Origin of the sequence: Croceicoccus sp. YJ47 (assembly GCF_016745095.1) — a bacterium.
Lineage (GTDB): Bacteria > Pseudomonadota > Alphaproteobacteria > Sphingomonadales > Sphingomonadaceae > Croceicoccus.
The window spans coordinates 879333-900888 of the sequence record NZ_CP067087.1; the positions used below are offsets into that span (position 1 = coordinate 879333).

Here is a 21556-nt window from a genome sequence, read left to right on the forward strand (position 1 = left end):
ATCGACGGGCATCAAACATTGATTTTATTAGATTTTATGGACCGCAGAAACCGCAGATTTGCGTTATTCCCATCCTTCACACGGGTGGGGTCGCAGGTTCAATCCCTGCCGCGCCCACCATCTTTCCAATTGCGAACAGATGCGTCGACTTCCGCGAAGACCACGCGACCTTTGCTGTTCGGCTGACCGCGATGACCGATGGCGGTCCGCTGCGCTGTGTTCGCCGTTTGCCTTATTCTGATGCGATGCGTGCGGCACTGACTCTTCGGTCCACGGCGGCCGGAAGGCGTTTCGCAAAAAACCTGTTCACATCCGGGGCCGCCTTTGCGTGTCGCGTTGCCATGCGATTTGCGAGCGCGGATCCTTACTTATTCCGCAGACCCTTCCCGCACGCCTTCGAGGGCGGGAATCGCGGATCGAACCGCGTTCCCATCCCGGGAAGAATAGACACAATCTTCCAATGAGACGGCTATATCGGCATCTTTCGCACGCATTCCATCCCACTTCGGCATGGAACCCCGCGCGAAAAGCAGACAGTCTATAGCTGCAATCTCGCTCACAGGAGGGTCCAGATGTTCCCGAAGACCAACGCCATTCCCCTTGCCCTGATCGGCCTTGCCGGTGCCGCGACCTTCGCGTCCAGCATCCCGGCATCCGCGCACAGCATCTGGTTCGCCCAACGCGCCAAGCAGACCGCTCTCATTTATGGCGTCGGTGCGGACGATCTCGATGCGGCGGGGCGGATCGACAAGATCACCTCGGTCTCCGGCTTCGACGCCGAAGGGCAGCCGGTCGAAACCAGCCTGGTCGTCTCGGGCCCGATCCCCATCGTCAACAGTGACGAGCCGCTGGCCGTGGTATCCGCGGCGATGGACTACGGCATGTGGACCAAGGACAAGAACGGCAAGTGGTACAACACCGGCAAGGATGAGGTGGACGAGGAGATCGAACTCTCCGAGCGGAATTTCAAATATGCGGTGCACATGTATTCGCTCGACGCGAATGTACCGATGATCCCGGGCCACGCGTTGCAGATCGTTCCGGTCGGCGCCGTTCCCGAAGATGCCGGCGCCCCGCTCATGGTCAAGGCGCTCTACAACGGCAAGCCGGCCGAAGGCGTGGGCATCCTCACCGATTATGTCACCGACCCTGATCAGATCCCGGCGGTGACCGGCTCCGACGGGACGACGACGATCCGCGTGCGCAACCAGGGCCTCAACGTCGTGACCGGCATCCTCCTCACCGGAAGCGACAATCCGCAGAAGTACGATCGCATGGAGCAGCGCGCGACCCTGTCGTTCGTTCTGCCTCACATTCCTGAATAAATCGGCCCGAACAATTCGGCATATGATTTCGTGCGAAAGGTCAAGATGATGAAAAACATGTTTTTTGCCGGCACCGCCGCCGCCATGCTCGTCCTCGCCGCGCCTGTGGCAGCGCATGGCACGATGGCGGCCATGCACGGCGGGCTCGTCGAAATGGCGGGTGAAACCGGGGTCGAGGTTGTGAAGACGGACGCTGGCGTCGATGTCTATTTCAACGATGGTCACGAAGAGCTTCCGGCAGCTTCGTTCGATGCGAATCTCATCGTGACGCCCGCCGCTGGCGAGAAGTTCACGACCGATCTCGAACCTGCTTCGGGCAATCGCCTGACCGCGGCCGGCGTGACGCCCGCCGCCGGAGCCAAGCTCGTGGTCGCGGTGGTCGACAAGAGCACCGGCGCGAAATCCTTCGCGACGTTCCACTACGAATAAAAACGAGCGGATGACCGCTCGAACCGTGCACCCCCCTGCCCGGATCGCCCAGCCCCGGCGATCCGGGCTTTCTTTGTTCGCGACGCGTGAGAACCAACCGGCAAGGCCATCACCCCGGTATCGCGGCGCCGGATGCAAGCGAGGCGAAGGCGGTAAAATGGCGACGCCTTCCGATCCGAGCCGCCGCCTTTGCGACCCATCGGTTTTGAGGTCGCTATTACCCGCGCTTTCACCGATTCAATACCATGACAAATGTTATTGTTCGGTATCGGTAGAAAGAGCGGATTCCGTCACCGATTCGTCATATTAAACCGCGGATGGACTGTGTTTCGGCGATTTGTTCGTCCCGACCTCCATAGTCTGAGTATCACTCAGCCACTGGTAGATAATAACAACACCGGACCGGATGGCAGGCTTTCCAAGACCACGCAAAGTGGCGGAAAGAGACGGGCAAGTAGCAGGAGCGACTGAAGTTCAATTGCAACCATTCACTTGAGGGGTCTCTTGTATGACGAATTGGAAATTTGCAGCCCTTGCGGCGCTTGCCACCGGGACGGCAGCCCTCGCATATCCGATCACCGCGTCGGCCCAGGACGCCGAAGCAACCAGCAGCGGCGAGATCGTCGTCACCGGCATTCGCCAGCAATATCGCGGCGACGTCCCGCTTGCGGAAGTTCCGCAGACGATTCAGACCATCGATGGCGACCTGCTGGAAAATCTCAACATCACGCGCCTCGACAATGCGCTCGACCTCGCCAGCGGCATTTCGCGCCAGAACAATTTCGGCGGTCTGTGGGACGCGTTCGCAATCCGCGGTTTTTCGGGAGACGAGAACTTTCCCTCGGGCTTCCTCGTCAACGGGTTCAACGGCGGCCGCGGCTATGGCGGTCCGCGCGATGCGTCCAACATCGAACGCGTCGAAATCCTGAAGGGGCCCAATGGCGCGGTCTTCGGACGCGGCGAACCGGGCGGCACGGTGAACATCATCACCAAGAAAGCCGAACTTTCCGATAATTTCGGCAGTTTCAATGTTTCGGCCTACAGTTTCGATACCTATCGCGTCGCGGGCGATTACAACCTCGTGGTCAGCGATACGCTGGCCTTGCGCGTGAACGGCGCGGCGCAGGACGCGGGATCGTTCCGCGACAATCTGGAATCCAAGAAGATCGTGGCTTCGCCCTCGTTCCTGTTCGCGCCGACCAGCACGACCAAGATCAGCTACGAAATGGAATATGTCGACAACCAGGTTCCGTTCGACCGCGGCGTCCTCGCGGTGGATGGCGTGCTGGGCCGCATTCCCGAATCGCGTTTTCTTGGCGAGCCGCGTGACGGCCCGATCCAGGTCGACGTGCTCGGCCACCAGGTGCAGTTCCAGCAGCAATTGTCGCGCGACTGGTTCCTGCTCGTGGGGGCAGGCTATCGCGATACCGGCTTCGAAGGCTTTTCGAGCGATCCCGAACTGTCCGGGCGGCGTCAATCGCTCGACGAGACCGGAAATATCCTCGTGCGCCAGCGCCGCTACCGCGATTACGACACGACCAATACGGTCTTCCGCGGGGAAATTTCGGGCAAGTTCTATACCGGGCCGCTAACGCACCATGTCCTGTTCGGTGCCGACTGGGACCGCTTCAAGATCAACCTGCTGCAGCAGCGCTATCGCTGGAACGGGAATTATCAGCCCGGCGACCCCATCATTCCTGAAATGTATGCGATCGACATCTTCAATCCGCAATACGGCCAGGTCGTGATCCCGAACGCCACGATCACCGACTCGCTTGAAAAGCAGACGTCGTACGGCCTCTATTTTCAGGATCAGATCGACATTACCGAGCGCCTGAAGCTGCGGATCGGCGGGCGATACGACCGCTTCAAGCAGGACATCAACTCGTTCGGCGAGAATCTGCCCGTCGTGGTCGAAAAGCAATTCAGCCCGACCGCCGGCGTGCTTTACGAAGTGACCGACAGCCTTGCGGTCTATGCCGCCTATGGCACCGGTTTCCGGCCCAATAGCGGCCTCGATGCGCAGAACGATCCGTTCCCGTCCGAAACCAGCGAATCGTACGAGGCGGGCCTGCGCTTCAACTCGTACGACGAAACGATCATGGCGACGCTGGCCGCGTTCACCATGACGAAGGACAACATCCTCACCAACGACCCGCTGAACGGAAACTTCTCCATCGCGGCGGGTTCGGCGCGCAGCCGCGGGATCGAGGCGGACATCACGGCCAATCTGGCCGAGGGGCTGCTGCTGATCGCGAACTATGCCTACACCGACGCCGAATGGCGCACGAGTTCGCTGGACAAGGATTTCGCGCTTCAGATCGACCGCGGCGATCAGCTCATCAACGTGCCCAAGCATCAGGCGAACCTGCTGCTGACCAAGGATTTCGATCTTGCGGGCGGCACGTTCACCCTCGGCGGGGGCGTGAACTATGTGGGCGAGCGCGTGGGCGAAACGGGCTTCGATTTCTACCTGCCCGACTACACGCTTGTCCGGGCGCTTGCGGCATTCCAGCCGACCGAAAGCATCCGGTTGAGCATCGACGCCACCAACCTGCTGGACGAGGATTACTACGCCGCGTCGTATCACCGTTACTGGGTCACGCCCGGCCAGCCGCGGGCGATCACGGGCCGGATCGACTTCGCCTTCTAAGGTCGGTCCCGATCGAGGCCGCCGACCCCGCCGAAGGGCGGTTCGGCGGCCTCACCCCTTGTCCACCAGGTTCACCGGCGCCATGAAACCTCACAGCCTTCTTGTGCTTCATCGCCGGCTGGCCCTTGTCTTCGCACCGTTTCTCGTCCTGCAGGCACTCACGGGGTCGATGCTGCTCTACCGGGACGATCTGGCCTCGCTGCTGCAACCGGCTACTTCGTCGGCGCAGGAGGAACCTGCGCCCGTATCCGCGCTCTATGCCGCTGCGCGCCGCGCGGCGCCGGACAGCGCGCCGCAGCGCCTCTATCTCCCGCCAGCGCCCGGAAGCGCCGTCGTCGCGCAAATGCGGCACGGCGACGGGACGCTCGATTACGCGCTGATCGACCCGGCGAGCGGCATGGTCCTGTCGCGGGGGTCGATCTGGCGCTATCCGCTTCATGCCGCGCAGGAATTGCATCTGCGGCTGAATGCCGGGAATTTCGGGCTCCTGCTGGTCTGTATCTACGGTGCCGCGCTGGCAATGCTGGCGGTGACGGGGCTGTGGCACTGGTGGCCCGGCAAAAGGCGCGTCCTGAAGGCGCTCAAAATCCCGGACCGCACGCCGCAACGGATGAAACTGCGCATGTGGCACCGGTCGAGCGGCGCGCTGATGTCCGCGGCGCTCGTGATCCTCAGCGTGTCCGGCGTCCTCACCGCGCTTCCCAATTTCGCGGCGGCCGGCCCGGCGCCGGTGGACGGCCTCGTCCCGACCGCGGCCACGATCGACGCCGCGGTTGCGCTCGCCGGCGCCCGCTTTTCCGATGGCCCGATGCGCGACATCCGGTTTCGTCCCGACGGCACCATCGCCGTCAATTTCCGCGCACCGCGTGCGGGGCCGTGGGCGGTCGACACCGCCGTCGTGGATCCGTCCGCACCCGGCACGTTGCGCGCGATCCCGCACGAAGCGGATGACGCATTGTGGACCGTCACCTATCCGATCCATACCGGCTCGATCATCGGGCCGGGGGGCCGCTGGATCATGCTCCTGCTCGCAGCCGGCCTTCTCTTTCTCTCCCTCTCCGGCCCGCTGCAATGGTGGCGCGCCCGGGCCAACAGGAAACCCCGATCATGACCGCGATCCTTCACACCGGCGACCCCGAGCGCGGCGCGCTGTGGCAGCAGATCGTAACGCGCGAACTGCCCGACATCGATTTTCGCTGCTGGCCCGATGCCGGCGACCCGGCGGAGATCACCGGCCTCATCGCCTGGACGCTCGATGCCGAGCTTGTCGCAAGCCTGACGAACCTCGAAATCCTGTTCAGCATCGGCGCGGGGGTGGACCAGCTCGACCTCTCGCTCCTGCCGCCGCATGTGCGGGTGGTGCGGATGATCGAAACGGGGATCACCAATACCATGGCGGAATATGTCGCCATGGCGGCGCTGGCGCTGCACCGCGACCTGCCGTCCTATGTCGACAGCCAGCGCAGCGGCATGTGGGCGCCGCGCGATGTCCTGCTCACCGCCGAACGCACGGTCGGCGTCATGGGGCTCGGCCAGCTGGGCCGGGCGGCGATCCGCATGCTGGCGCCGCTGGGCTTTCGCGTCGCCGGGTGGAGCAGGAGCAGCACCGACGTTCCGGGGGCATTGTGCTTTGCCGACGATGCCGAACGCGACGAATTCCTGGCGCAGTGCGACATTCTCGTCTGCCTGCTTCCGCTCACCGACGACACGCGCGGCATTCTCGACCGCTCTCTGTTCGCGCGGATGAAGGCGGGCGCGTCGCTGATCAATGTCGCGCGCGGTGGCCATCTGGTTCAGGACGACCTGATCGAGGCCCTCGATTCAGGACAGCTGCGTTATGCGTTTCTCGATGTCGCGCAGCCGGAGCCGCTGCCCGAGGGGCATCCCTTCTATTCGCACCCTTCCATCATGCTGACGCCGCATATTGCCGGGGTCACGCGCAAGGAAACCGCGGTGCACGCGCTGATCGACAATCTGCGCCGGGCACGAACGGGCGAGCCGCTGGAAGGCGAGATCGATCGGGCGCGGGGCTATTGAGCGGACATGTCGGGACCGAACGCCGGCCATGGCTGTTCAGCGCAGGCGCGAATAACGCCATAATCTTTCGTTTGCCCGGCGAAACCGGCAGCCTCTGCCATGGAGGCGGGCCTAGCCAATGAAACGAGGCCGATCGTTCGGCAATGGCTGCAAGGATGGAGTGGTCGCAGTGGACAGAGTGATCGAAGGGCCGGTCGTTCTCAAGGACCTGATGCCTGAACATCTCGAGGCTGCGAACGCCTTGTCCGAGGAAGAATCCTGGCCGCACCGGCTCGAAGACTGGCAATTGTTCGAGGAGCTGGGCGAGGGTATCGTCGCGACCGTCGACGAGCGCGTCGTGGGCACCATCATGGCCTTCCGCTACGGCGACCGCCACGCGACGCTGGGCATGCTGCTCGAAGCGGGCGAGGTGCGCGAACGCGACATTGCCCGCATGCTCATGCTCGCCATGCTGGACCGGCTGGGCGAGGACATGAACGTCATGCTCAGCGCCACGCCGAAGCGTCAATCACTGTTCACGTCGCTCGGCTTCGTGCCCGCCGGCCTCGTCCATCAGCATCAGGGCATCGCGCCCAGCATGCCGCTCACCGCTCCGCGCGAGGACGAGCGCGTGCGCCCGATGGGCGAAGGCGAGCGCGACTTGCCGGGCCTTTACTGCAGCGCGACGGGCGTCGACCGTTCGGTCCTGTTCTATGCGATGGCGCGCGACAGCAGCGGCATCGTCCTGACGCGCGATCACGAACCGGTCGGCTTTGCGTTGCTGCGGCGGTTCGGTCGCGGCCGCGTCATCGCACCCATCGTCGCGCCCGATTTCGAAGGGGCCAAATTGCTGGCCACGCAAATGCTCGGTGCACAGGCCGGCCATTATTGCCGGATCGACACCGTCGGCGGCTTCGGCATGTCCGAATGGCTGGAATCGATCGGCCTGCCGCGGGCGACGACCGTGCGCACCATGGTGCGCGGAACATTGCCGGTCGTAGGCGACGGTCCGCGCGTCTACGGCATCGCCGGCCAAGCTTATGGATAACGAGACAACACCATGACCCTTGAACTTTCCGATTCCGCCCTTCTGCGCCAGGCTGCCCTTGTGGATGGCGAATGGCTGTCCTCTGCCGGTGACGAGATTGCGGTGATCGACCCCGCGACCGGTTCGCCCGTGGGATCGGTGCCGGGCTGCGGCACGGCGGAGACCGAACGTGCCATCGCCGCCGCGGTCGCCGCATGGCCGGCGTGGCGCGCGATGACGGCTAGCGAACGCTGCGCCCTGCTCGATCGGTGGCATGCGCTCGTCCTCGAAAATGTCGACGACCTTGCCCGCATCATGACCGCGGAACAGGGCAAGCCGCTTGCCGAGGCCGCGGGCGAGATCCGCTATGCCGCCAGCTTCATCAAATGGTTCGCCGAGGAAGGCCGCCGGGTCGGCGCGCGCAATGTGCCCTCCCCCGAACGCGACCGCCGTATCATCGTGATGGTCGAGCCGGTCGGCGTGTCCGCCGCGATCACGCCGTGGAATTTCCCCTCCGCGATGATCACGCGCAAATGTGCGCCTGCGCTTGCCGCCGGGTGCCCGGTCATCGTGAAGCCTTCGGAAATGACGCCGTTCTCCGCGCTGGCGCTGGCGGAGCTGGCGCTGCGTGCGGGCATCCCGGCGGGTGTGTTTCACATCCTCACGGGCATGCCGCAGGACATCGGCGCCGCCATCACCGCCAGCACCGACGTGCGCAAGCTGTCCTTCACCGGATCGACACGTGTCGGTTCCCTGCTCATGCGGCAGAGCGCGGACACCATCAAGCGACTCAGCCTCGAACTGGGCGGCAATGCGCCGCTGCTCGTGTTCGACGACGCCGATCTCGACGTGGCGGTCGCGGCCACGATGGCGAGCAAGTTCCGCAACGCAGGCCAGACCTGCGTATGTGCAAACCGCATCTTGGTGCAGTCGGGCATCCATGACGCCTTCGTCGAACGGCTCGGCGCCGCGGTGGCCGCGCTCCATGTCGGACCCGGGATCGAGGACGGCGCAACGACCGGCCCGCTCATCAACGACAGCGCCGTCGAAAAAGTGTCGAGCCATCTCGCCGACGCGCTGGACAAGGGCGCGCGTGTCGTCGCCAGCGGCACCGGACGGGAGGGCGACCGTTTCGTCCGCCCCGTGCTGGTGACCGGCGCCAATCCCGACATGCGGCTCGCGAGCGAGGAAACCTTCGGGCCGCTCGCGCCCGTGTTCCGTTTCGACAGCGAGGAGGAGGGCCTCCGCCTCGCCAATGACACGCAATACGGCCTCGCCAGCTATTTCTACACGCGCGACATTTCCCGCGCGTTCCGCGTTGCCGAAGGGCTCGAGGCGGGCATGATCGCGCTCAACACCGGGTCGATTGCCATGGAAATGGCGCCGTTTGGCGGCATCAAGCAATCGGGCCTCGGGCGCGAAGGCGGGCTTGAGGGGATCGACGAATATCTCGAAACCAAGGCCTTCCACATCGGCGCGATAGGCGCCTGAAACCGCACGACCCTTCATTTTTCAGAACAAGAGAACCGGACCAGCATGACCACGAACCGCAGCTATCGCATCGCCGTCATCCCCGGCGACGGCATCGGCAAGGAAGTCATGCCCGAGGGCATTCGCGCGCTCGAGGCGGCCTCGGCGCGCCACGGCTTCTCACTCGACCTCGAATGGCATGATTTCTCCAGCGCGGACTATTATGCCAGGCATGGACAGATGATGCCGGACGACTGGAAGGACCGGATCGGCGGCGTCGACGCCATTTTCTTCGGCGCGGTCGGCTGGCCCGAAACCGTGCCCGACCATATCTCGCTGTGGCAATCGATCCTTCAGTTCCGCCGCGAATATGACCAGTACGTCAATCTTCGCCCGGTCCGGTTGATGCCGGGCGTGCCCTGCCCGCTGGCGGGACGCGAACCGGGCGACATCGATTTCTGGGTCGTGCGTGAAAATACCGAGGGCGAGTACAGCTCGGTCGGCGGCACCATGTTCCCCGGCACCGATCGCGAGATCGTGATTCAGGAAACGGTGATGACGCGCCACGGGGTCGACCGCGTGCTGCGCTACGCCTTCGACCTCGCGTTGAAACGCGAACGCCGCCACGTCACCAGCGCCACGAAATCGAACGGCATCGCGATCACCATGCCCTACTGGGACAGCCGGGTGGAGGCGATCGGCGCCGAATATCCGGACGTCACCCATGACAAGTATCACATCGACATTCTCACCGCGCAATTCGTGATGAACCCGCAACGTTTCGACGTGGTCGTCGCATCGAACCTGTTCGGCGACATCCTGTCCGATCTCGGCCCGGCCTGCGCCGGGACCATTGGCGTGGCGCCTTCCGCGAACATCAATCCCGACGGCATCCACCCCTCGCTGTTCGAACCGGTCCACGGATCCGCGCCCGACATCGCAGGAAAGGGCATCGCCAATCCGGTCGGCCAGATCTGGTCGGCGGTCATGATGCTGGAACATCTGGGCGAACATGCGGCGGCGGCATCGATCATGGCCTCGATCGAGGATGTGCTGTCGACCGAAACCGGGCGCACCGCCGATTTGAAGGGGAAGGCCGATACCGTGACCTGCGGCAAGGCCATCGCGGCGGGTATCTAGACGGGACCTTTCCGCATGGACTTCACCGGTGCGGCAGATTATGCCGCGGAGATGGCTGAACCGGCGCAGGTCCTGAAATCACGGGGCGAATTTCGATATTCCGGGCCGCGGACGTCTGCCTAAGATGGCTTCATGAACAGTGCATCCATGCTCTCCGCCGGTCATCGCTCCAACCGCTCGCTCGTCGAGATCGACCGTGATCACCTGATCCACCCCGTCACCGCCCTGCGCGGCCACGAACAGAACGGCGTCCGCATGTTGACCGGCGGTCACGGCATGTGGCTGAAGGATGCAGACGGCCGCGAAATCCTCGACGCGTTCGCGGGGCTGTGGTGCGTCAACGCGGGCTATGGCCAGGATAGCATCGTCGAGGCGGCCTCGCGGCAGATGCGCGAGCTGCCCTACGCCACCGGCTATTTCTCGTTCGGCGCGGAGGCGCCGATCAGGCTCGCCGGAAAGCTGGCCGAGCTTGCGCCCGATGGGCTCGACCACGTGTTCTTCACGCTCGGCGGGTCCGACGCGGTCGACAGCGCGCTGCGCTATATCACGCATTATTTCAACGCCATCGGCAAGCCGGACAAGAAGCATTGCATCGCGCTGGAATGGGGGTACCACGGGTCCAGCTCGACCGGCGCGGGCATGACCGGCCTGCCGGCGTTTCACCGCGGTTTCGACCTGCCCCGGCCCTGGCAGCATCACATCGCCTCCCCCTACCCCTACCGCCACCCTAACGGCGACGACGATGCCGCGGTCATCGACAGCACGGTCAAGGCGCTCGAGGCCAAGGTCGCCGAGCTTGGTGCCGACAATGTCGCGGCCTTTTTCTGCGAACCGATCCAGGGGTCGGGCGGGGTCATCGTGCCGCCGGTGGGCTGGCTGAAAGCGATCCGCGAAACCTGTACGCGGCTCGGCATATTGATGCTGGTGGACGAGGTGATCACCGGGTTCGGCCGCACCGGCCCGATGTTCGCGTGCGAAGCAGAGGGCGTGTCGCCGGATTTCATGACGCTCGCGAAGGGGCTGACCTCCGGCTACGTGCCGATGGGCGCGATGATGATGGCGGACCATGTCTATCAGGCGATCGCCGACAGCACGGCAAGCGACGTGATGGTCGGCCACGGCCTCACCTATTCCGGCCACCCGGTCAGCGCGGCCGCAGCACTCGAAGTCATCCGGCTGTATGAAGACGGCCTGCTCGCCAATGGACAGCGCATGGGCGAACGGTTCATGCAGCATCTGTCCCGCATCGCCGATCACCCTCTGGTCGGCGATACGAGAGGGCGCGGCATGCTGGGCGCGATCGAGCTTGTCACCGACAAGAAGACGCGGTCTGCCTTCGATCCGGCGGCGGGGATTGCACCCACGCTTGGGCGCCTGACATGGGAGAACGGGGTCGTCGTGCGCTGTTTCCCGCAGGGCGTGATCGGTTTTGCGCCCGCGCTATGTTGTTCAGAGGATGAGATGGACAGCATTTTCGACCGCGTCGAACGATCGCTGGACCAGCTTCTTGAAATGCCGGATATTCGTGCGGCCATGAAATGAGGAGAATGCGATGTCGTTCGGCCTGAAACTCGACCGGATCGACCTGAAGATCCTCGCACGGCTTCAGGAATCGGGCCGCATCACGAATGTCGAACTCTCCGATGCGGTCGGTCTTTCGCCCAGCCCGTGCCTGACGCGGGTGAAGCGGCTGGAAAAGGCGGGCTACATCTCCGGCTATGGCGCGCAGATCGACCTCAAGAAATTCGGCGAATTCCTGACCGTCTTTACCGAGGTCACGCTGAGCGAACATCGCCGCGGCGACTTCAACCGGTTCGAGAACCGCATCGTCAAGCTCGACGAGATCGTGGAATGCCATCTCGTCTCGGGCGGCTACGACTATCTGCTCAAATTCGTGACGCGGGGCGTTTCGCATTACCACTCGATCATCGAGGGCATGCTCGAAAACGATTACGGCATCGGCAAATATTTCAGCTATGTCGTGATCAAGAGCCCGTTCATCAAGCACCAGTTCCCGATCGAAAGCCTGTTCGGCGAATAGCGTTCAGCCCGCCCCCGGCGCGAGGTTTTGCCGCACGAGATTGGTGAACCAGGCCACCCCCGTCCCCGTGACCGCATCGTTGAAATCATAGTGCGGGTTGTGCAGCGCGGGCGAACCCTCGCCCGTACCCTGGCCGAGCCAGCAATAGGCGCCCGGCACGGCCTGCAGCATGAAAGAGAAATCTTCCGAGGTAAAAGCCGGTTCGGGCGCGGCCGATGCCGTGATGCCGGGGATCTGTGCTGCGGCATTTAGCGCCTTTTCCGCGCAAGCCTCGTCATTCACCGTCGCGGGATAGTACCGGTCGTAATCGAGATCGACGGTCACGCCGTGGCTCTTCGCAATGCCCGCCGCCATGTCGGCGACCGCCTGCTCGATCCTGTCGCGGATCTCGGGCGAAAAGGTCCGGGCGGTCCCCATGAGCCGCACCTCTGCCGGCAGGATATTGTGCGAAGTCCCGCCCTGCACCATGGTCACCGAAACGACCGCTGCGTCAAAGGCGGGAACGCGGCGCGACACGATGGTATTGAGTTGCAGCACGAGATCGGCCGCCGCCACGAGCGCATCCGGCGTCTGATGCGGGAGAGCGGCGTGCCCGCCCTTGCCCCTGACGCCAATCGCGAACTTGTCCGCCGCCGCCATGATGGGGCCGGCCCGCGTCTGAAACTGTCCAGCGGGGAGGTCGGGCCAGTTGTGCAAGGCATAGACCGCATCACAGGGGAACCGTTGGAACAGGCCGTCCTCGATCATGCGCCGGGCGCCGGCCATGCCTTCCTCCGCGGGCTGAAAGATGAAATGGACGGTTCCATCGAAATCGACGGCATCGGCGATATGCCGCGCAGCACCCAGCAGCATCGCGGTATGGCCATCGTGGCCGCAGCCGTGGAACTTGCCGGGATGGATGCTGGCATGGTCCAGGCCCGTCTCTTCGTCAAAGCCCAGCGCGTCCATGTCCGCGCGCAGCCCGATGGTGCGGCCCGACGTGCCGCGGCGCAGCGTGCCCACCACGCCCGTGCCGCCGACATGTTCGGTGACGTCGATGCCGTATTCGCGCAACGCATCCGCGACGATCGCCGCGGTGCGATGCTCTTCATAGGCGAGTTCGGGATGCCGGTGCAGATCCCGGCGGATCGCGGTAAGCTCGGGAACGATCCGGGCGATCGCATCGATTTCGTCGAGATCCTGCATGGCATTTCCTTAAAGACAACGGGCCCTGACCATAGCGGCCCTTCAACGCGGCGGACAACCGCTCAGAGCGAGCCCACCTCGATCTTCGATCCATCCGCAAAGCGATTGACCCTGAACGCGACAGGATCGACGCAAGGGTCGGCATCGGTCGCAAGGTCGACCGCCAGCGTCGCGATCCCCGGACCGAGGCCGAAGCCATGGCCCGAACTGCCCGCCGCCACCACGAGCCCGCCAATATCGGTTTTCGAGATCACCGGCACGGCATCGGGCGTGGAATCGATATAGGCGCCCCAGGCGTGATCGACGTCCACCCCGCCGATGTCGGGATAAGTCTGCTGCACGTTGCGGATCATCTCGTCGATCAGCTTTTGCTTCGGCGCCGGGTCGAGGACGCGGCATTTTTCGAAGATCGTCGGATCGTTGCTCACCATCGCCTGCAGCGAATCCGGCCCCTTGAAGAACGATCCGCTCACCGACAGGTTCACCGCTTTCAACCGTTCGATGAATTGCGGCATGAACTCGCGGGCATAGCGTATGCCCCTGGGTGTCACCTCGAGCGTGGCCTTCCCGCTGATCGCGATGGTGTAGCTCCCATCGAGGCGGCGGGTCATGGCGAAATCCGGGCAGTAAAGCACCTCGCCAAGGTTCGCCATCGGCTTCGTGCGCAGCGCGGTCTGCCGCACGCACGCCTGCGGAAAACGCACGCCCACCGGCCGGACGAAGCGCGAGGCCCACGCTCCGCCGGCGCACACGACGGCCTGCGTCCGGATCCGGCCCTTCTCCGTGACGACCGCGGCGACGCGTCCGTTTTCCAGCTCCAGCGAACGGGCCGCGCAATCCTGGTGAATGGTTGCGCCAAACTTGCGCGCGCCTTCGCCGATCACCGGCACGGACAGTTCGGGCGAGCCCCTGCCATCGGCGACGGAGTGCACCCCGCCTATCCATTTGCGCTTGTTTTCCGGGATCAGCGCGGCGGCCTCGGCACCGGTGAGCATGTGGGTATCGACGTTGAATTCTTCGGCGACCGGGCGCCACGCGGCCCAGCCGGCGAGCTGTTTCTCGTCATCGGTGGCATAGACGAGGCCCGTGCGGCGAAAGCCGACATCCGACCCGATCTCGCCATTGAACGCATCCCAGAGGCGGAGCGAAAGAATCGCCAGCGGCATTTCGCGCCGGTCGCGGTTCTGCTGTCGGCACCAGCCCCATGTGCGGCTCGACTGTTCGCAGCCCAGATAGCCTTTTTCGACCAGGGCAACCGAATGGCCGCGCTGCGCCAGGTAATAGGCGGCGCAGGTGCCGATGATGCCGCCCCCGACGACGACGACGTCCACAGCCTCGGGAAGGGTTTCATCGCTGTCGATGCGCTTGATCGCAGGGTTCATCGGATATTCTGATCCTCGCTGGTCCGGGGGGTCTGTCGATGGGGCGATGCCTGATGGGTTGGCAGGTTCGTCGCGACATATTCCACCGTTTCGAATGCGAAATCGGCATGTTTGCCAAGCTGGCCCGCGACACGGATCAAAAGAAGAACCCTCCCCCGACGAGAAAGCGGGTCGCATCGGGCCGATCGCCCGCAGTCTGCGCAATGTCGCGCGACCTGCCGAGCAGGCGTTCATGGACGCCGCCGACATACACGTTGAAGACCGGCCCGACCGACTGCCGCAAACGCACGGCAACCTGCACGTCGCTGAACCCGCCCGCCGTATCCTCGCGCGCGATGTCCTGCGCCGCCCAGCCGAGCCCCACGCGCGGCTCCAGTGTGAGCGCGGCATTGACCGACACCGATGCCAGCACCTCACCCGCCCCGGTCACATCGCCGTCCTGCGAGATGAAGAGGAAATGCTCGCCCGCCAGAATCGCATTGAAGGTGTGGGTGACGGCAAAACTCGCATAGGAAAGGTCGCGGCCGGGCCGAAAATCATGCCGGGCCCCCGCCATCAGCGTCGTGCTGCCATTGGGCATATAGGCGAAGAGCGCCTGGCTCGTCACGGCATGCACGTTGAAATGGATCGAATCGTGCCCGCCTTCGGTCATCAGCACCCCGGCAAATTCATCCCCCGCGACGGTGATCGCGGAATCGAACAGGAAGGGATCGTCACCCTTTCCCTCCTGTACCTCGAACAGGTCGAGTTCCGTCGTCACGGTCTGGCCCATCGCCGGAACTGCCAACATGCAACTGACGCAAAGCGCAGCGATCAGGATCCTGTTCATCGCCCAAAGATGGCGGGTTTTTCAGGCAGATAATCCTGTTCTTAATGGTGCACCGACCCGGATTGTGCCGTCAAACCGCCGATCCGTGGCGCATTTTTTCAAGACCTGGAATCTGCCTCCGACCAAAGCCGCCGTCCGGTCATCTTGCCCCCATGCGCATGCACGGTTCGGACATGATGTATGAGGCGCACCCCGCCTCTCGCTTCGAATGCGGGAACGCGCTTCATGCGTCAGGCCCATGTCATGTGCGGCGGCGGCGCGGCGGCGCCCGTCACGCACAGCGCAAGGGACGCGCACGCGATCGCTGCAAAAATCGCGCGTCATTGGCGGGACCGTGCCGGACGGCTTCGACTGGCATTCGCATGAATGTGCCGACGCGTAGCAATGGGTTGCTACAGATGTGCCCGGACCCGCCGTCTCCACGGCAAGGACCCTTGCCGCCCGTCTCTGAGCATCGCGGACAGCCTCTTCAGCGTATTGAGCGCGGCGGGCCGGATACCCCGCCCTTCGCTCGGGAGGATGAGTGACGCAGGCCGCCGCGCCGCAGACACCGCCAGCGCGAAGGGCAGCCCACATGTCGCCGCCGCGGTCACGCGATGGGCGCGCCTTTGCACCCCGACCGGACGGGGCGACCGCGCTAGTGCGGAAGGGAACTTGCCGCACCCGCCGATCAAAACGGGAAGCAAGCAGCACGGCACATCGGGGCGATAACACCCCGCACCCGCTGCGCCGTCATCCCTCGTGCAGCTGTTCGGAAAGCTTCGCGCGGGCACGATAGATCCAGGTTTCGACCGCCTTGCGATTGATGCCCAGCACGTCGGCCGCATCGGCCTGGCTCATCCCCTCCAGCGTGCAGAGAAGCAGCGGCTCGCGCAGCTTTGCAGGGAGGGCCGCCAAGGCCGTGCGGATCCTCTCGACCTGCTGTGCCGAGGAGGTGGCGGCCTCCGGATCGGGCGCATCGTCGGCGAGCGGCAATGCATCGTCCAGCGGCGCGGCAAAGGTGAAGAAGCGGCGCACCGCCCGCTTGCGCGCCCAGTCACGGCACTTGTTGACCGCGATGGCGAGCAGCCATGTGCGGAAATTGCGCGCCGGGTCGAAGCGGTGCAGCGCGGCAAAGGCCGACACGAAGCATTCCTGCGTGATGTCGAGCGCCTCGCCCTCGTCACGCACATGACCCCGGACATAGCGGAATACCGCGTCGCGGTGCTCCTGCATCAACCAGCCGAAGCCTGCCTGCCGTCCGCGCAGCGCCGCCGCCACGGCCTCTGTGTCGTCTGCGAATGGGGGCGTCGCGGGCACGACCGGCTAGTCTTGTGCCGGTTCGATCAGCACCTCGGCGACCGCCTTGTCGAAGACCGTCGCCTGCTCGGGCCGGAGGACTGCCCGCATGGCGAAGACATGGCTCAGCGTCGCCTTTTGCAGGTCGCCCATCGCCATGTGCGAACGATCCACCGCCCGCTCTACCGCGGGACCATACTGATGTTCGCGCACCATCGCCTGTGCAAGCTCGCGATTGGCGGCGGAAAGCTCGGCCTCCAGCGCTTCGCGCTCCGCCGCGAATTTCGTCTCCAGACGGTCGATCGCGCGGTCCTGTTCGGGATCGAGGCGCAGTTCCTCGTGCATGATCGCGTGGAGCCGCCCGCCCCCGCCGCCGTCGCGCGTCGGCAAACCCTGCGCGATCCACAGCGCGGCCAGTGCGGCGACCACCGCGACCACGGCCACCAGCGCATAGCGCATCGCCGCGCGCATCAGCCGTACAGAAGGTGCGACGGCGCCGTCATCGGCACGCCGAGAAGCGGCTCGTCGGAAACCGGCGCCCCCCTGTCGAGCCCCAGCGCCAGCCCCGCCGACGCCGCGATGCACGCGGCCAGCATCATCCCGCGGCGCGTGAAGTCGCGTTCCCGCCGTGCGGACAGCCCGTCCATGACCGCGGCGTCGATGCCGGCCAGCCCGGCGGGGACATCGTCATCCCGCAGCGATTCCAGCATGATGTCGATCCGGTCCATATCTCGTGCCCTTCAATTTTCGCTCACTGTCCATACGCGAAGCGCGCAAGATTCCCTCACCCCCGATGCCGAAAAATTATTGCGCCGCATGTTTTTCGCCGCATTTTTTTCGAGGGATCGGCCGCCCGCCCGCGTATCATATCATGTGCCCGGCCACGAAAGCCGCTGTCGGCACGGCCTGCAACCCGTGTTTTTCAAGAAGGACGTCCCATGAAATTCCTCATCGCCCCCCTCGCGCTTGTCGCCGCTCTTGCCGCGCCGATGACCGCCATGGCCCATCCCCGTCTGGTTTCGGCCACCCCGGCTGCCGAGGCGACGGTGTCCAAGCCCACGACGCTGAGCCTGACATTCTCCGAAGATCTCGTCGCGCCGCTGTCGGGGGTCGAACTGACCATGACCGGAATGCCGCGCATGGCCAATCACAAGCCGATGCCGGTGAAGGGCTTCGAAACGAAGATCTCGGGCAAGACCATGATGGTTTCGCTTCCGCGCGCTTTGCCCGCGGGCACCTATCTGTTGAGCTGGCACGTCGTGGCGGCGGATCAGCACCGCATCGAAGGCAAGCATAGCTTCACCGTCAAGTAAGCCGCAGGGGAGCGCGCCACATGGACGATACGAACGTGATCCTGGCGCGCTCCGCGCTCTATATCATCGGGCTTTGCCTTGCCGGCGTGCCCCTTTACCTGCGCATTTCGGGCCGGACACGGGTCGGCGGTACGGCGCGTCTGGGCCTTGGCCTTGGCGCCGTTGCCGCCGCCGCCGCCGCGGCGTGGTGGGCCGCGTCCAGCATCGCGGCCATGGCCGCAACGCCGCTTGGCGATCTCGATTATGCGACCTTTTCCGTCGTCGCCGATGCGACGCCCATCGGCCCGGTGCTCAAGGCGCGGCTCGCGGCCTGTTTGGGCGTGTTGCTGCTCGCCGCGCTCTATCCGCGGACATTGTGGCTGGGGCTGATGGCCAGCGTCATCTCGATCGCGGGGGCGTGGACCGGGCATGCCGGCGCCGCCGAAGGCACGGCCGGCGACATTCAGCGCGCGTTTGACGCCGTCCATCTGGTCGCCGCGTCGGTCTGGGTCGGGGCGCTTCTCGTGTTTCTAGGCTCGGTGGCGCGGCCCGGCATCGGATCGGCGCCGCGCACGAAGGCCGTCGCGCGGCTCGAGGCATTTGCGACGACCGGCACGATCGTCGTTGCGGCCCTGGCCATCACCGGCGCGATCAATGGCTGGCTGATCGCGCGGCACGGTTTCGCCCTCGACAGCCGGTGGTCGCTTTTGCTGATCGCGAAGCTGGTGCTTTTTGGTGCAATGCTCGGTCTCGCCAGTCTCAACCGCTGGAAGCTGACGCCCGCCTACCGATCGGGCGAAGCGGGTGCGGAGCGCAGGCTGGCGGTGTCGCTGAGTTTCGAGACGGCGTGCGCCTTTGCGATCTTCATCCTCGTTGCGATCATCGGGCTGAGCGATCCCGGCATCGTTTCCTGAGCGTCGGCCAAGAAAACGGGGCCGGATCATCGCGATCCGGCCCCGTCCTTCATGCACAGCGGCGGTTTGCTCTAGAGCGGCGGGCCGACGCTAGCCGTTCGAACTTTCCAGCGCCTGATCCAGCACGTCGACGAACAGGTCCACGTTCTCCCGCGTGAAGACGAGCGGCGGGCGGATCTTCAGGATATTGTGGTACATGCCCGCGATGCTGATCAGCACGCCGTTTTCGCGCATCGCGTTCACCACCTGCGTCGCGCGCTTCGGATCGTAGCCGCCCGTCTCCCGGTCGGTGACGATGTCGGCACCGACGAACAGGCCCGCGCCGCGCACGTTGCCCAGGTTCTCGTGCTTGTCGCGCAGGGCTTCCACCTTGCTCAGCAGGTAGGCCCCGGTGTCGCGCGCATTGTCCATGATGGCATCGCGCTTAATGACTTTCAGCACCGCCGCCGCCGCCGCACACGACACCGCGTTACCGGCGAAGGTGTTGAAATAGCGTGAGCTTTTGCCGAATTGTTCGACAACGTCGTGACGCGTCAGCAGCCCGGCGATGGGCTGGCCGTTGCCCATGGGCTTGCCCACGGTGACGATGTCGGGATCGACGCCGTGGCGCTGAAAACCCCACATCGTGTCGCCGGTGCGGCCGAAACCGGGCTGCACCTCGTCGGCCACGAATAGGCCGCCGGCCTTGCGGATCGCCTCTGCCGCACCCTTCAGGAAACCGGCCTCTTCGGGCAGGATCCCGTCGCTCGTGAACAGCGTGTCGACGATCAGCATGCAGGGCTTGATCCCGTGGCGCTGCAGATCGGCGATCGCCGCCTCGACATCGGCCTGGAACCGTTCGGCGGTGTTGGGGCCATAGCGATAGCCAGCCGGGGCCCGCACGCAGCGGACATGCGCACCCAGCGGCACGCCCTGGCCCAGCGTGGCCGAGAACTTCGACACCGCGTCGGTGATGCCGTGATAGGCCATTTCGGTGATGATGACGCCGGTGCCGCCGGTGCGGACCTGCGCGATGCGATAGGCAAGATCGTTCGCCTCGCTGCCCGAACCGGTCAGCATCATGTGCGAAAGGTCGCTGCCCGGAACCGTCGCCAGCATGCTTTCGGCCAGTTCCAGGATCGTCTCGTGGATGTAGCGGGTGTTGGTGCACAGCGTCGCCACCTGCTGCTGGATCGCCTCCACCACGTCGGGCTGGCAATGGCCGAGCGAGACGACATTGTTGTAGGTGTCGAGATAGGCGCGCCCGTCGGGATCGTAGAGCCACACACCCTCGCCCCGCACGAAATGCAGCGGTTTTTGATACATCAGGCGATAGGCCGGGCCGAGCAGGCGGTTGCGCTCCTCGATCAGACGCAGCTTGTCGTCTTCAAGCTCGACCTCGCCCGGAACGAAAGCGTTGTGGGAAGATACGTCGATCACGTTCATCAGAACTCTCCAGTCGAACAGAATTGCAGCAGCCGGCCCCGCGCATCGTCGCGCGACATGCCGTCGAAAAGGTCCAGCCCGGCCCATGCCGGCCCGTTGTTGCGCAGGATATAGGTGCGATTTTCGGGATAGCGTTCGGCCCGCCAGCCGGTGATCAGCACCGTCACGAAAAGGCGTGCGATCACCAGGTCGGCCAGTACGTCCCGCTCTTCGCCGAGCAAGGGCAGCGTCGCATCGTAACCGCCGATCATCTCGGCGGCGTTGAGGAGCGGATCGTACGCATCGGTCAGCTGATAGGCCGCGGCGGTGGCGATATCGCCGACCAGCGGGCCGTGGACGACATCGCCAAAATCGATGATCGCGGCGACGCTGTCGGTATCGTCGGGTTCGACCAGGACGTTGCCGAGGTTGAAGTCATTGTGGATGACCTGCGCGCGAAGCCCGCCCAGACGCGGCAGGGTCTCCGCCTCGTAATGCGCCATGAAGCGGCGGACCATCGCCTGACGGCCGGGGTCGGCGATACTGTCGATCATGCCTTTGAGGCGATGCGCGGTCGATACGTTCCACAGCAGTTCATGGCTGGCGGCCGGATGCTCGAATCCCTGCAGCGCGATGTCGAGTTCGGCGAGGCACTGCCCCAGCGCGCGACGCTGCGCCGGGCTGCGCGGCGCCTTGCTGAGCGGCAGGCCGGGCAGGTAGGTCAGCATCCGGGCCAGCGTGGCCCGCCCGTCGGCCAGCGTGATCGAGGCGTGATAGGCGCCGTCGCCCGCCGCAACCGGGTGCGGCACGGGCAGAGCGGGGGCAAAATCGCGGATATGGTTCAGCGCGCCGTTCTGCAGGTGGACGATATCGGCCGGTTCGGCGGGGTTGACGACCTTGAACAGGAACTGCTCGCCGTTGTCGCCAACCATGTGAAAATTGCGGTCGCGCTCGCCCGTAAGCTCGTGCGCCGTCAACACCTTCCCGTAATGCTCGAGCGCAAGGGCCTCGGCATCCGGGGCCGCGGTCGTCGGCGGCTGCGTCGTGAGGGTTGGGTCCAGTAGCATGTCGTTGCCCGCTGTTTGTCGATTATCGGGACGCTGGCGCCGATGCCTCTTCCGGTCCCCGGATCGTTACCGGCTGAAGCGTGGCGGCAGGTTTACACCCATCG

Annotated in this window: 20 protein-coding genes; 12 read left to right on the top strand and 8 right to left on the bottom strand. The window is 64.7% G+C overall.

Annotated features, from left to right (window positions below; all coding sequences use genetic code 11):
• Positions 1 to 572: 572 nt before the first annotated feature.
• The 10 genes from JD971_RS04235 (at position 573) to JD971_RS04280 (ending at position 12101) form a co-directional block, all read left to right on the top strand.
• Positions 573 to 1325 carry a DUF4198 domain-containing protein gene (locus tag JD971_RS04235; protein ID WP_202086155.1) on the top strand — a complete coding sequence of 251 codons (753 nt, stop codon included), beginning with the start codon at positions 573 to 575 and terminating at the stop codon, positions 1323 to 1325.
• 57 nt (positions 1326 to 1382) lie between these two features.
• Positions 1383 to 1754: a hypothetical protein gene (locus JD971_RS04240; RefSeq protein WP_236672263.1), complete on the top strand. Its 372-nt coding sequence runs from the start codon at positions 1383 to 1385 to the stop codon at positions 1752 to 1754.
• A gap of 508 nt (positions 1755 to 2262) precedes the next feature.
• Positions 2263 to 4407 carry a TonB-dependent siderophore receptor gene (locus JD971_RS04245; RefSeq protein WP_202086157.1) on the top strand — a complete coding sequence of 715 codons (2145 nt, stop codon included), beginning with the start codon at positions 2263 to 2265 and terminating at the stop codon, positions 4405 to 4407.
• A gap of 82 nt (positions 4408 to 4489) precedes the next feature.
• Positions 4490 to 5518, top strand: a complete 1029-nt coding sequence (locus JD971_RS04250; protein ID WP_202086159.1) for a PepSY domain-containing protein — start codon at positions 4490 to 4492, stop codon at positions 5516 to 5518.
• Complete coding sequence (locus JD971_RS04255) at positions 5515 to 6444, top strand: glyoxylate/hydroxypyruvate reductase A (RefSeq protein ID WP_202086161.1); 930 nt, start codon at positions 5515 to 5517, stop codon at positions 6442 to 6444. The genes JD971_RS04250 and JD971_RS04255 overlap by 4 nt, the downstream gene beginning before the upstream one ends.
• Positions 6445 to 6613: 169 nt before the next feature.
• Positions 6614 to 7471: a GNAT family N-acetyltransferase gene (locus tag JD971_RS04260; RefSeq protein ID WP_236672264.1), complete on the top strand. Its 858-nt coding sequence runs from the start codon at positions 6614 to 6616 to the stop codon at positions 7469 to 7471.
• 12 nt (positions 7472 to 7483) lie between these two features.
• On the top strand, positions 7484 to 8941 hold the full coding sequence (locus tag JD971_RS04265; RefSeq protein WP_202086163.1) for an NAD-dependent succinate-semialdehyde dehydrogenase: 1458 nt from the start codon (positions 7484 to 7486) through the stop codon (positions 8939 to 8941).
• A 45-nt stretch (positions 8942 to 8986) separates the two neighbouring features.
• The gene (locus tag JD971_RS04270) at positions 8987 to 10060 is read left to right on the top strand and encodes a tartrate dehydrogenase (protein ID WP_202086165.1); all 1074 of its coding nucleotides are present in this window, start codon (positions 8987 to 8989) and stop codon (positions 10058 to 10060) included.
• 132 nt (positions 10061 to 10192) lie between these two features.
• On the top strand, positions 10193 to 11602 hold the full coding sequence (locus JD971_RS04275; RefSeq protein ID WP_202086167.1) for an aminotransferase class III-fold pyridoxal phosphate-dependent enzyme: 1410 nt from the start codon (positions 10193 to 10195) through the stop codon (positions 11600 to 11602).
• Positions 11603 to 11612: 10 nt separating this feature from the next.
• Positions 11613 to 12101: an Lrp/AsnC family transcriptional regulator gene (locus tag JD971_RS04280; RefSeq protein ID WP_202086169.1), complete on the top strand. Its 489-nt coding sequence runs from the start codon at positions 11613 to 11615 to the stop codon at positions 12099 to 12101.
• Positions 12102 to 12104: 3 nt separating this feature from the next.
• Here the strand turns inward: JD971_RS04280 and JD971_RS04285 are convergent, their stop codons facing one another.
• From JD971_RS04285 to JD971_RS04310, 6 genes are all read right to left on the bottom strand, one after another.
• The gene (locus tag JD971_RS04285) at positions 12105 to 13286 is read right to left on the bottom strand and encodes a M20 aminoacylase family protein (RefSeq protein WP_236672265.1); all 1182 of its coding nucleotides are present in this window, start codon (positions 13284 to 13286) and stop codon (positions 12105 to 12107) included.
• A gap of 62 nt (positions 13287 to 13348) precedes the next feature.
• The gene (locus JD971_RS04290; protein ID WP_202086171.1) at positions 13349 to 14668 is read right to left on the bottom strand and encodes an FAD-binding oxidoreductase; all 1320 of its coding nucleotides are present in this window, start codon (positions 14666 to 14668) and stop codon (positions 13349 to 13351) included.
• A 136-nt stretch (positions 14669 to 14804) separates the two neighbouring features.
• On the bottom strand, positions 14805 to 15458 hold the full coding sequence (locus JD971_RS04295; RefSeq protein ID WP_202086172.1) for a copper resistance protein B: 654 nt from the start codon (positions 15456 to 15458) through the stop codon (positions 14805 to 14807).
• Between the two features lie 771 nt (positions 15459 to 16229).
• Entirely contained in the window at positions 16230 to 16712 is a 483-nt protein-coding gene (locus tag JD971_RS04300) for an RNA polymerase sigma factor (RefSeq protein ID WP_202087338.1), read from the bottom strand.
• 90 nt (positions 16713 to 16802) lie between these two features.
• The gene (locus tag JD971_RS04305) at positions 16803 to 17246 is read right to left on the bottom strand and encodes a periplasmic heavy metal sensor (protein ID WP_202086173.1); all 444 of its coding nucleotides are present in this window, start codon (positions 17244 to 17246) and stop codon (positions 16803 to 16805) included.
• Positions 17246 to 17503: a hypothetical protein gene (locus tag JD971_RS04310; protein ID WP_202086174.1), complete on the bottom strand. Its 258-nt coding sequence runs from the start codon at positions 17501 to 17503 to the stop codon at positions 17246 to 17248. The genes JD971_RS04305 and JD971_RS04310 overlap by 1 nt, the downstream gene beginning before the upstream one ends.
• 210 nt (positions 17504 to 17713) lie before the next feature.
• Here JD971_RS04310 and copC point away from each other — a divergent pair, with 210 nt between their 5' ends.
• Entirely contained in the window at positions 17714 to 18088 is a 375-nt protein-coding gene (gene copC, locus JD971_RS04315) for a copper homeostasis periplasmic binding protein CopC (protein WP_202086175.1), read from the top strand.
• Positions 18089 to 18108: 20 nt separating this feature from the next.
• On the top strand, positions 18109 to 18981 hold the full coding sequence (locus JD971_RS04320) for a CopD family protein (protein WP_202086176.1): 873 nt from the start codon (positions 18109 to 18111) through the stop codon (positions 18979 to 18981).
• 90 nt (positions 18982 to 19071) lie between these two features.
• Here JD971_RS04320 and JD971_RS04325 read toward each other — a convergent pair whose 3' ends face one another.
• Both JD971_RS04325 and JD971_RS04330 read right to left on the bottom strand, forming a co-directional pair.
• Positions 19072 to 20406: an aspartate aminotransferase family protein gene (locus tag JD971_RS04325; RefSeq protein WP_202086177.1), complete on the bottom strand. Its 1335-nt coding sequence runs from the start codon at positions 20404 to 20406 to the stop codon at positions 19072 to 19074.
• A complete protein-coding gene (locus JD971_RS04330) occupies positions 20406 to 21452 on the bottom strand; it encodes a phosphotransferase (RefSeq protein WP_202086179.1) in 1047 nt (348 codons plus the stop codon). The genes JD971_RS04325 and JD971_RS04330 overlap by 1 nt, the downstream gene beginning before the upstream one ends.
• Positions 21453 to 21556: the final 104 nt, after the last annotated feature.

Coding starts and splice junctions, on each gene's coding strand:
- JD971_RS04235 (WP_202086155.1), top strand. CDS start 573: ATGTTCCCGAAGACCAACGCCATTCCCCTTGCCCTGATCGGCCTTGCC.
- JD971_RS04240 (WP_236672263.1), top strand. CDS start 1,383: ATGTTTTTTGCCGGCACCGCCGCCGCCATGCTCGTCCTCGCCGCGCCT.
- JD971_RS04245 (WP_202086157.1), top strand. CDS start 2,263: ATGACGAATTGGAAATTTGCAGCCCTTGCGGCGCTTGCCACCGGGACG.
- JD971_RS04250 (WP_202086159.1), top strand. CDS start 4,490: ATGAAACCTCACAGCCTTCTTGTGCTTCATCGCCGGCTGGCCCTTGTC.
- JD971_RS04255 (WP_202086161.1), top strand. CDS start 5,515: ATGACCGCGATCCTTCACACCGGCGACCCCGAGCGCGGCGCGCTGTGG.
- JD971_RS04265 (WP_202086163.1), top strand. CDS start 7,484: ATGACCCTTGAACTTTCCGATTCCGCCCTTCTGCGCCAGGCTGCCCTT.
- JD971_RS04270 (WP_202086165.1), top strand. CDS start 8,987: ATGACCACGAACCGCAGCTATCGCATCGCCGTCATCCCCGGCGACGGC.
- JD971_RS04275 (WP_202086167.1), top strand. CDS start 10,193: ATGAACAGTGCATCCATGCTCTCCGCCGGTCATCGCTCCAACCGCTCG.
- JD971_RS04280 (WP_202086169.1), top strand. CDS start 11,613: ATGTCGTTCGGCCTGAAACTCGACCGGATCGACCTGAAGATCCTCGCA.
- JD971_RS04285 (WP_236672265.1), bottom strand. CDS start 13,286: ATGCAGGATCTCGACGAAATCGATGCGATCGCCCGGATCGTTCCCGAG.
- JD971_RS04290 (WP_202086171.1), bottom strand. CDS start 14,668: ATGAACCCTGCGATCAAGCGCATCGACAGCGATGAAACCCTTCCCGAG.
- JD971_RS04295 (WP_202086172.1), bottom strand. CDS start 15,458: ATGTTGGCAGTTCCGGCGATGGGCCAGACCGTGACGACGGAACTCGAC.
- JD971_RS04300 (WP_202087338.1), bottom strand. CDS start 16,712: ATGCAGGAGCACCGCGACGCGGTATTCCGCTATGTCCGGGGTCATGTG.
- JD971_RS04305 (WP_202086173.1), bottom strand. CDS start 17,246: ATGCGCGCGGCGATGCGCTATGCGCTGGTGGCCGTGGTCGCGGTGGTC.
- JD971_RS04310 (WP_202086174.1), bottom strand. CDS start 17,503: ATGGACCGGATCGACATCATGCTGGAATCGCTGCGGGATGACGATGTC.
- copC (WP_202086175.1), top strand. CDS start 17,714: ATGAAATTCCTCATCGCCCCCCTCGCGCTTGTCGCCGCTCTTGCCGCG.
- JD971_RS04320 (WP_202086176.1), top strand. CDS start 18,109: ATGGACGATACGAACGTGATCCTGGCGCGCTCCGCGCTCTATATCATC.
- JD971_RS04325 (WP_202086177.1), bottom strand. CDS start 20,406: ATGAACGTGATCGACGTATCTTCCCACAACGCTTTCGTTCCGGGCGAG.
- JD971_RS04330 (WP_202086179.1), bottom strand. CDS start 21,452: ATGCTACTGGACCCAACCCTCACGACGCAGCCGCCGACGACCGCGGCC.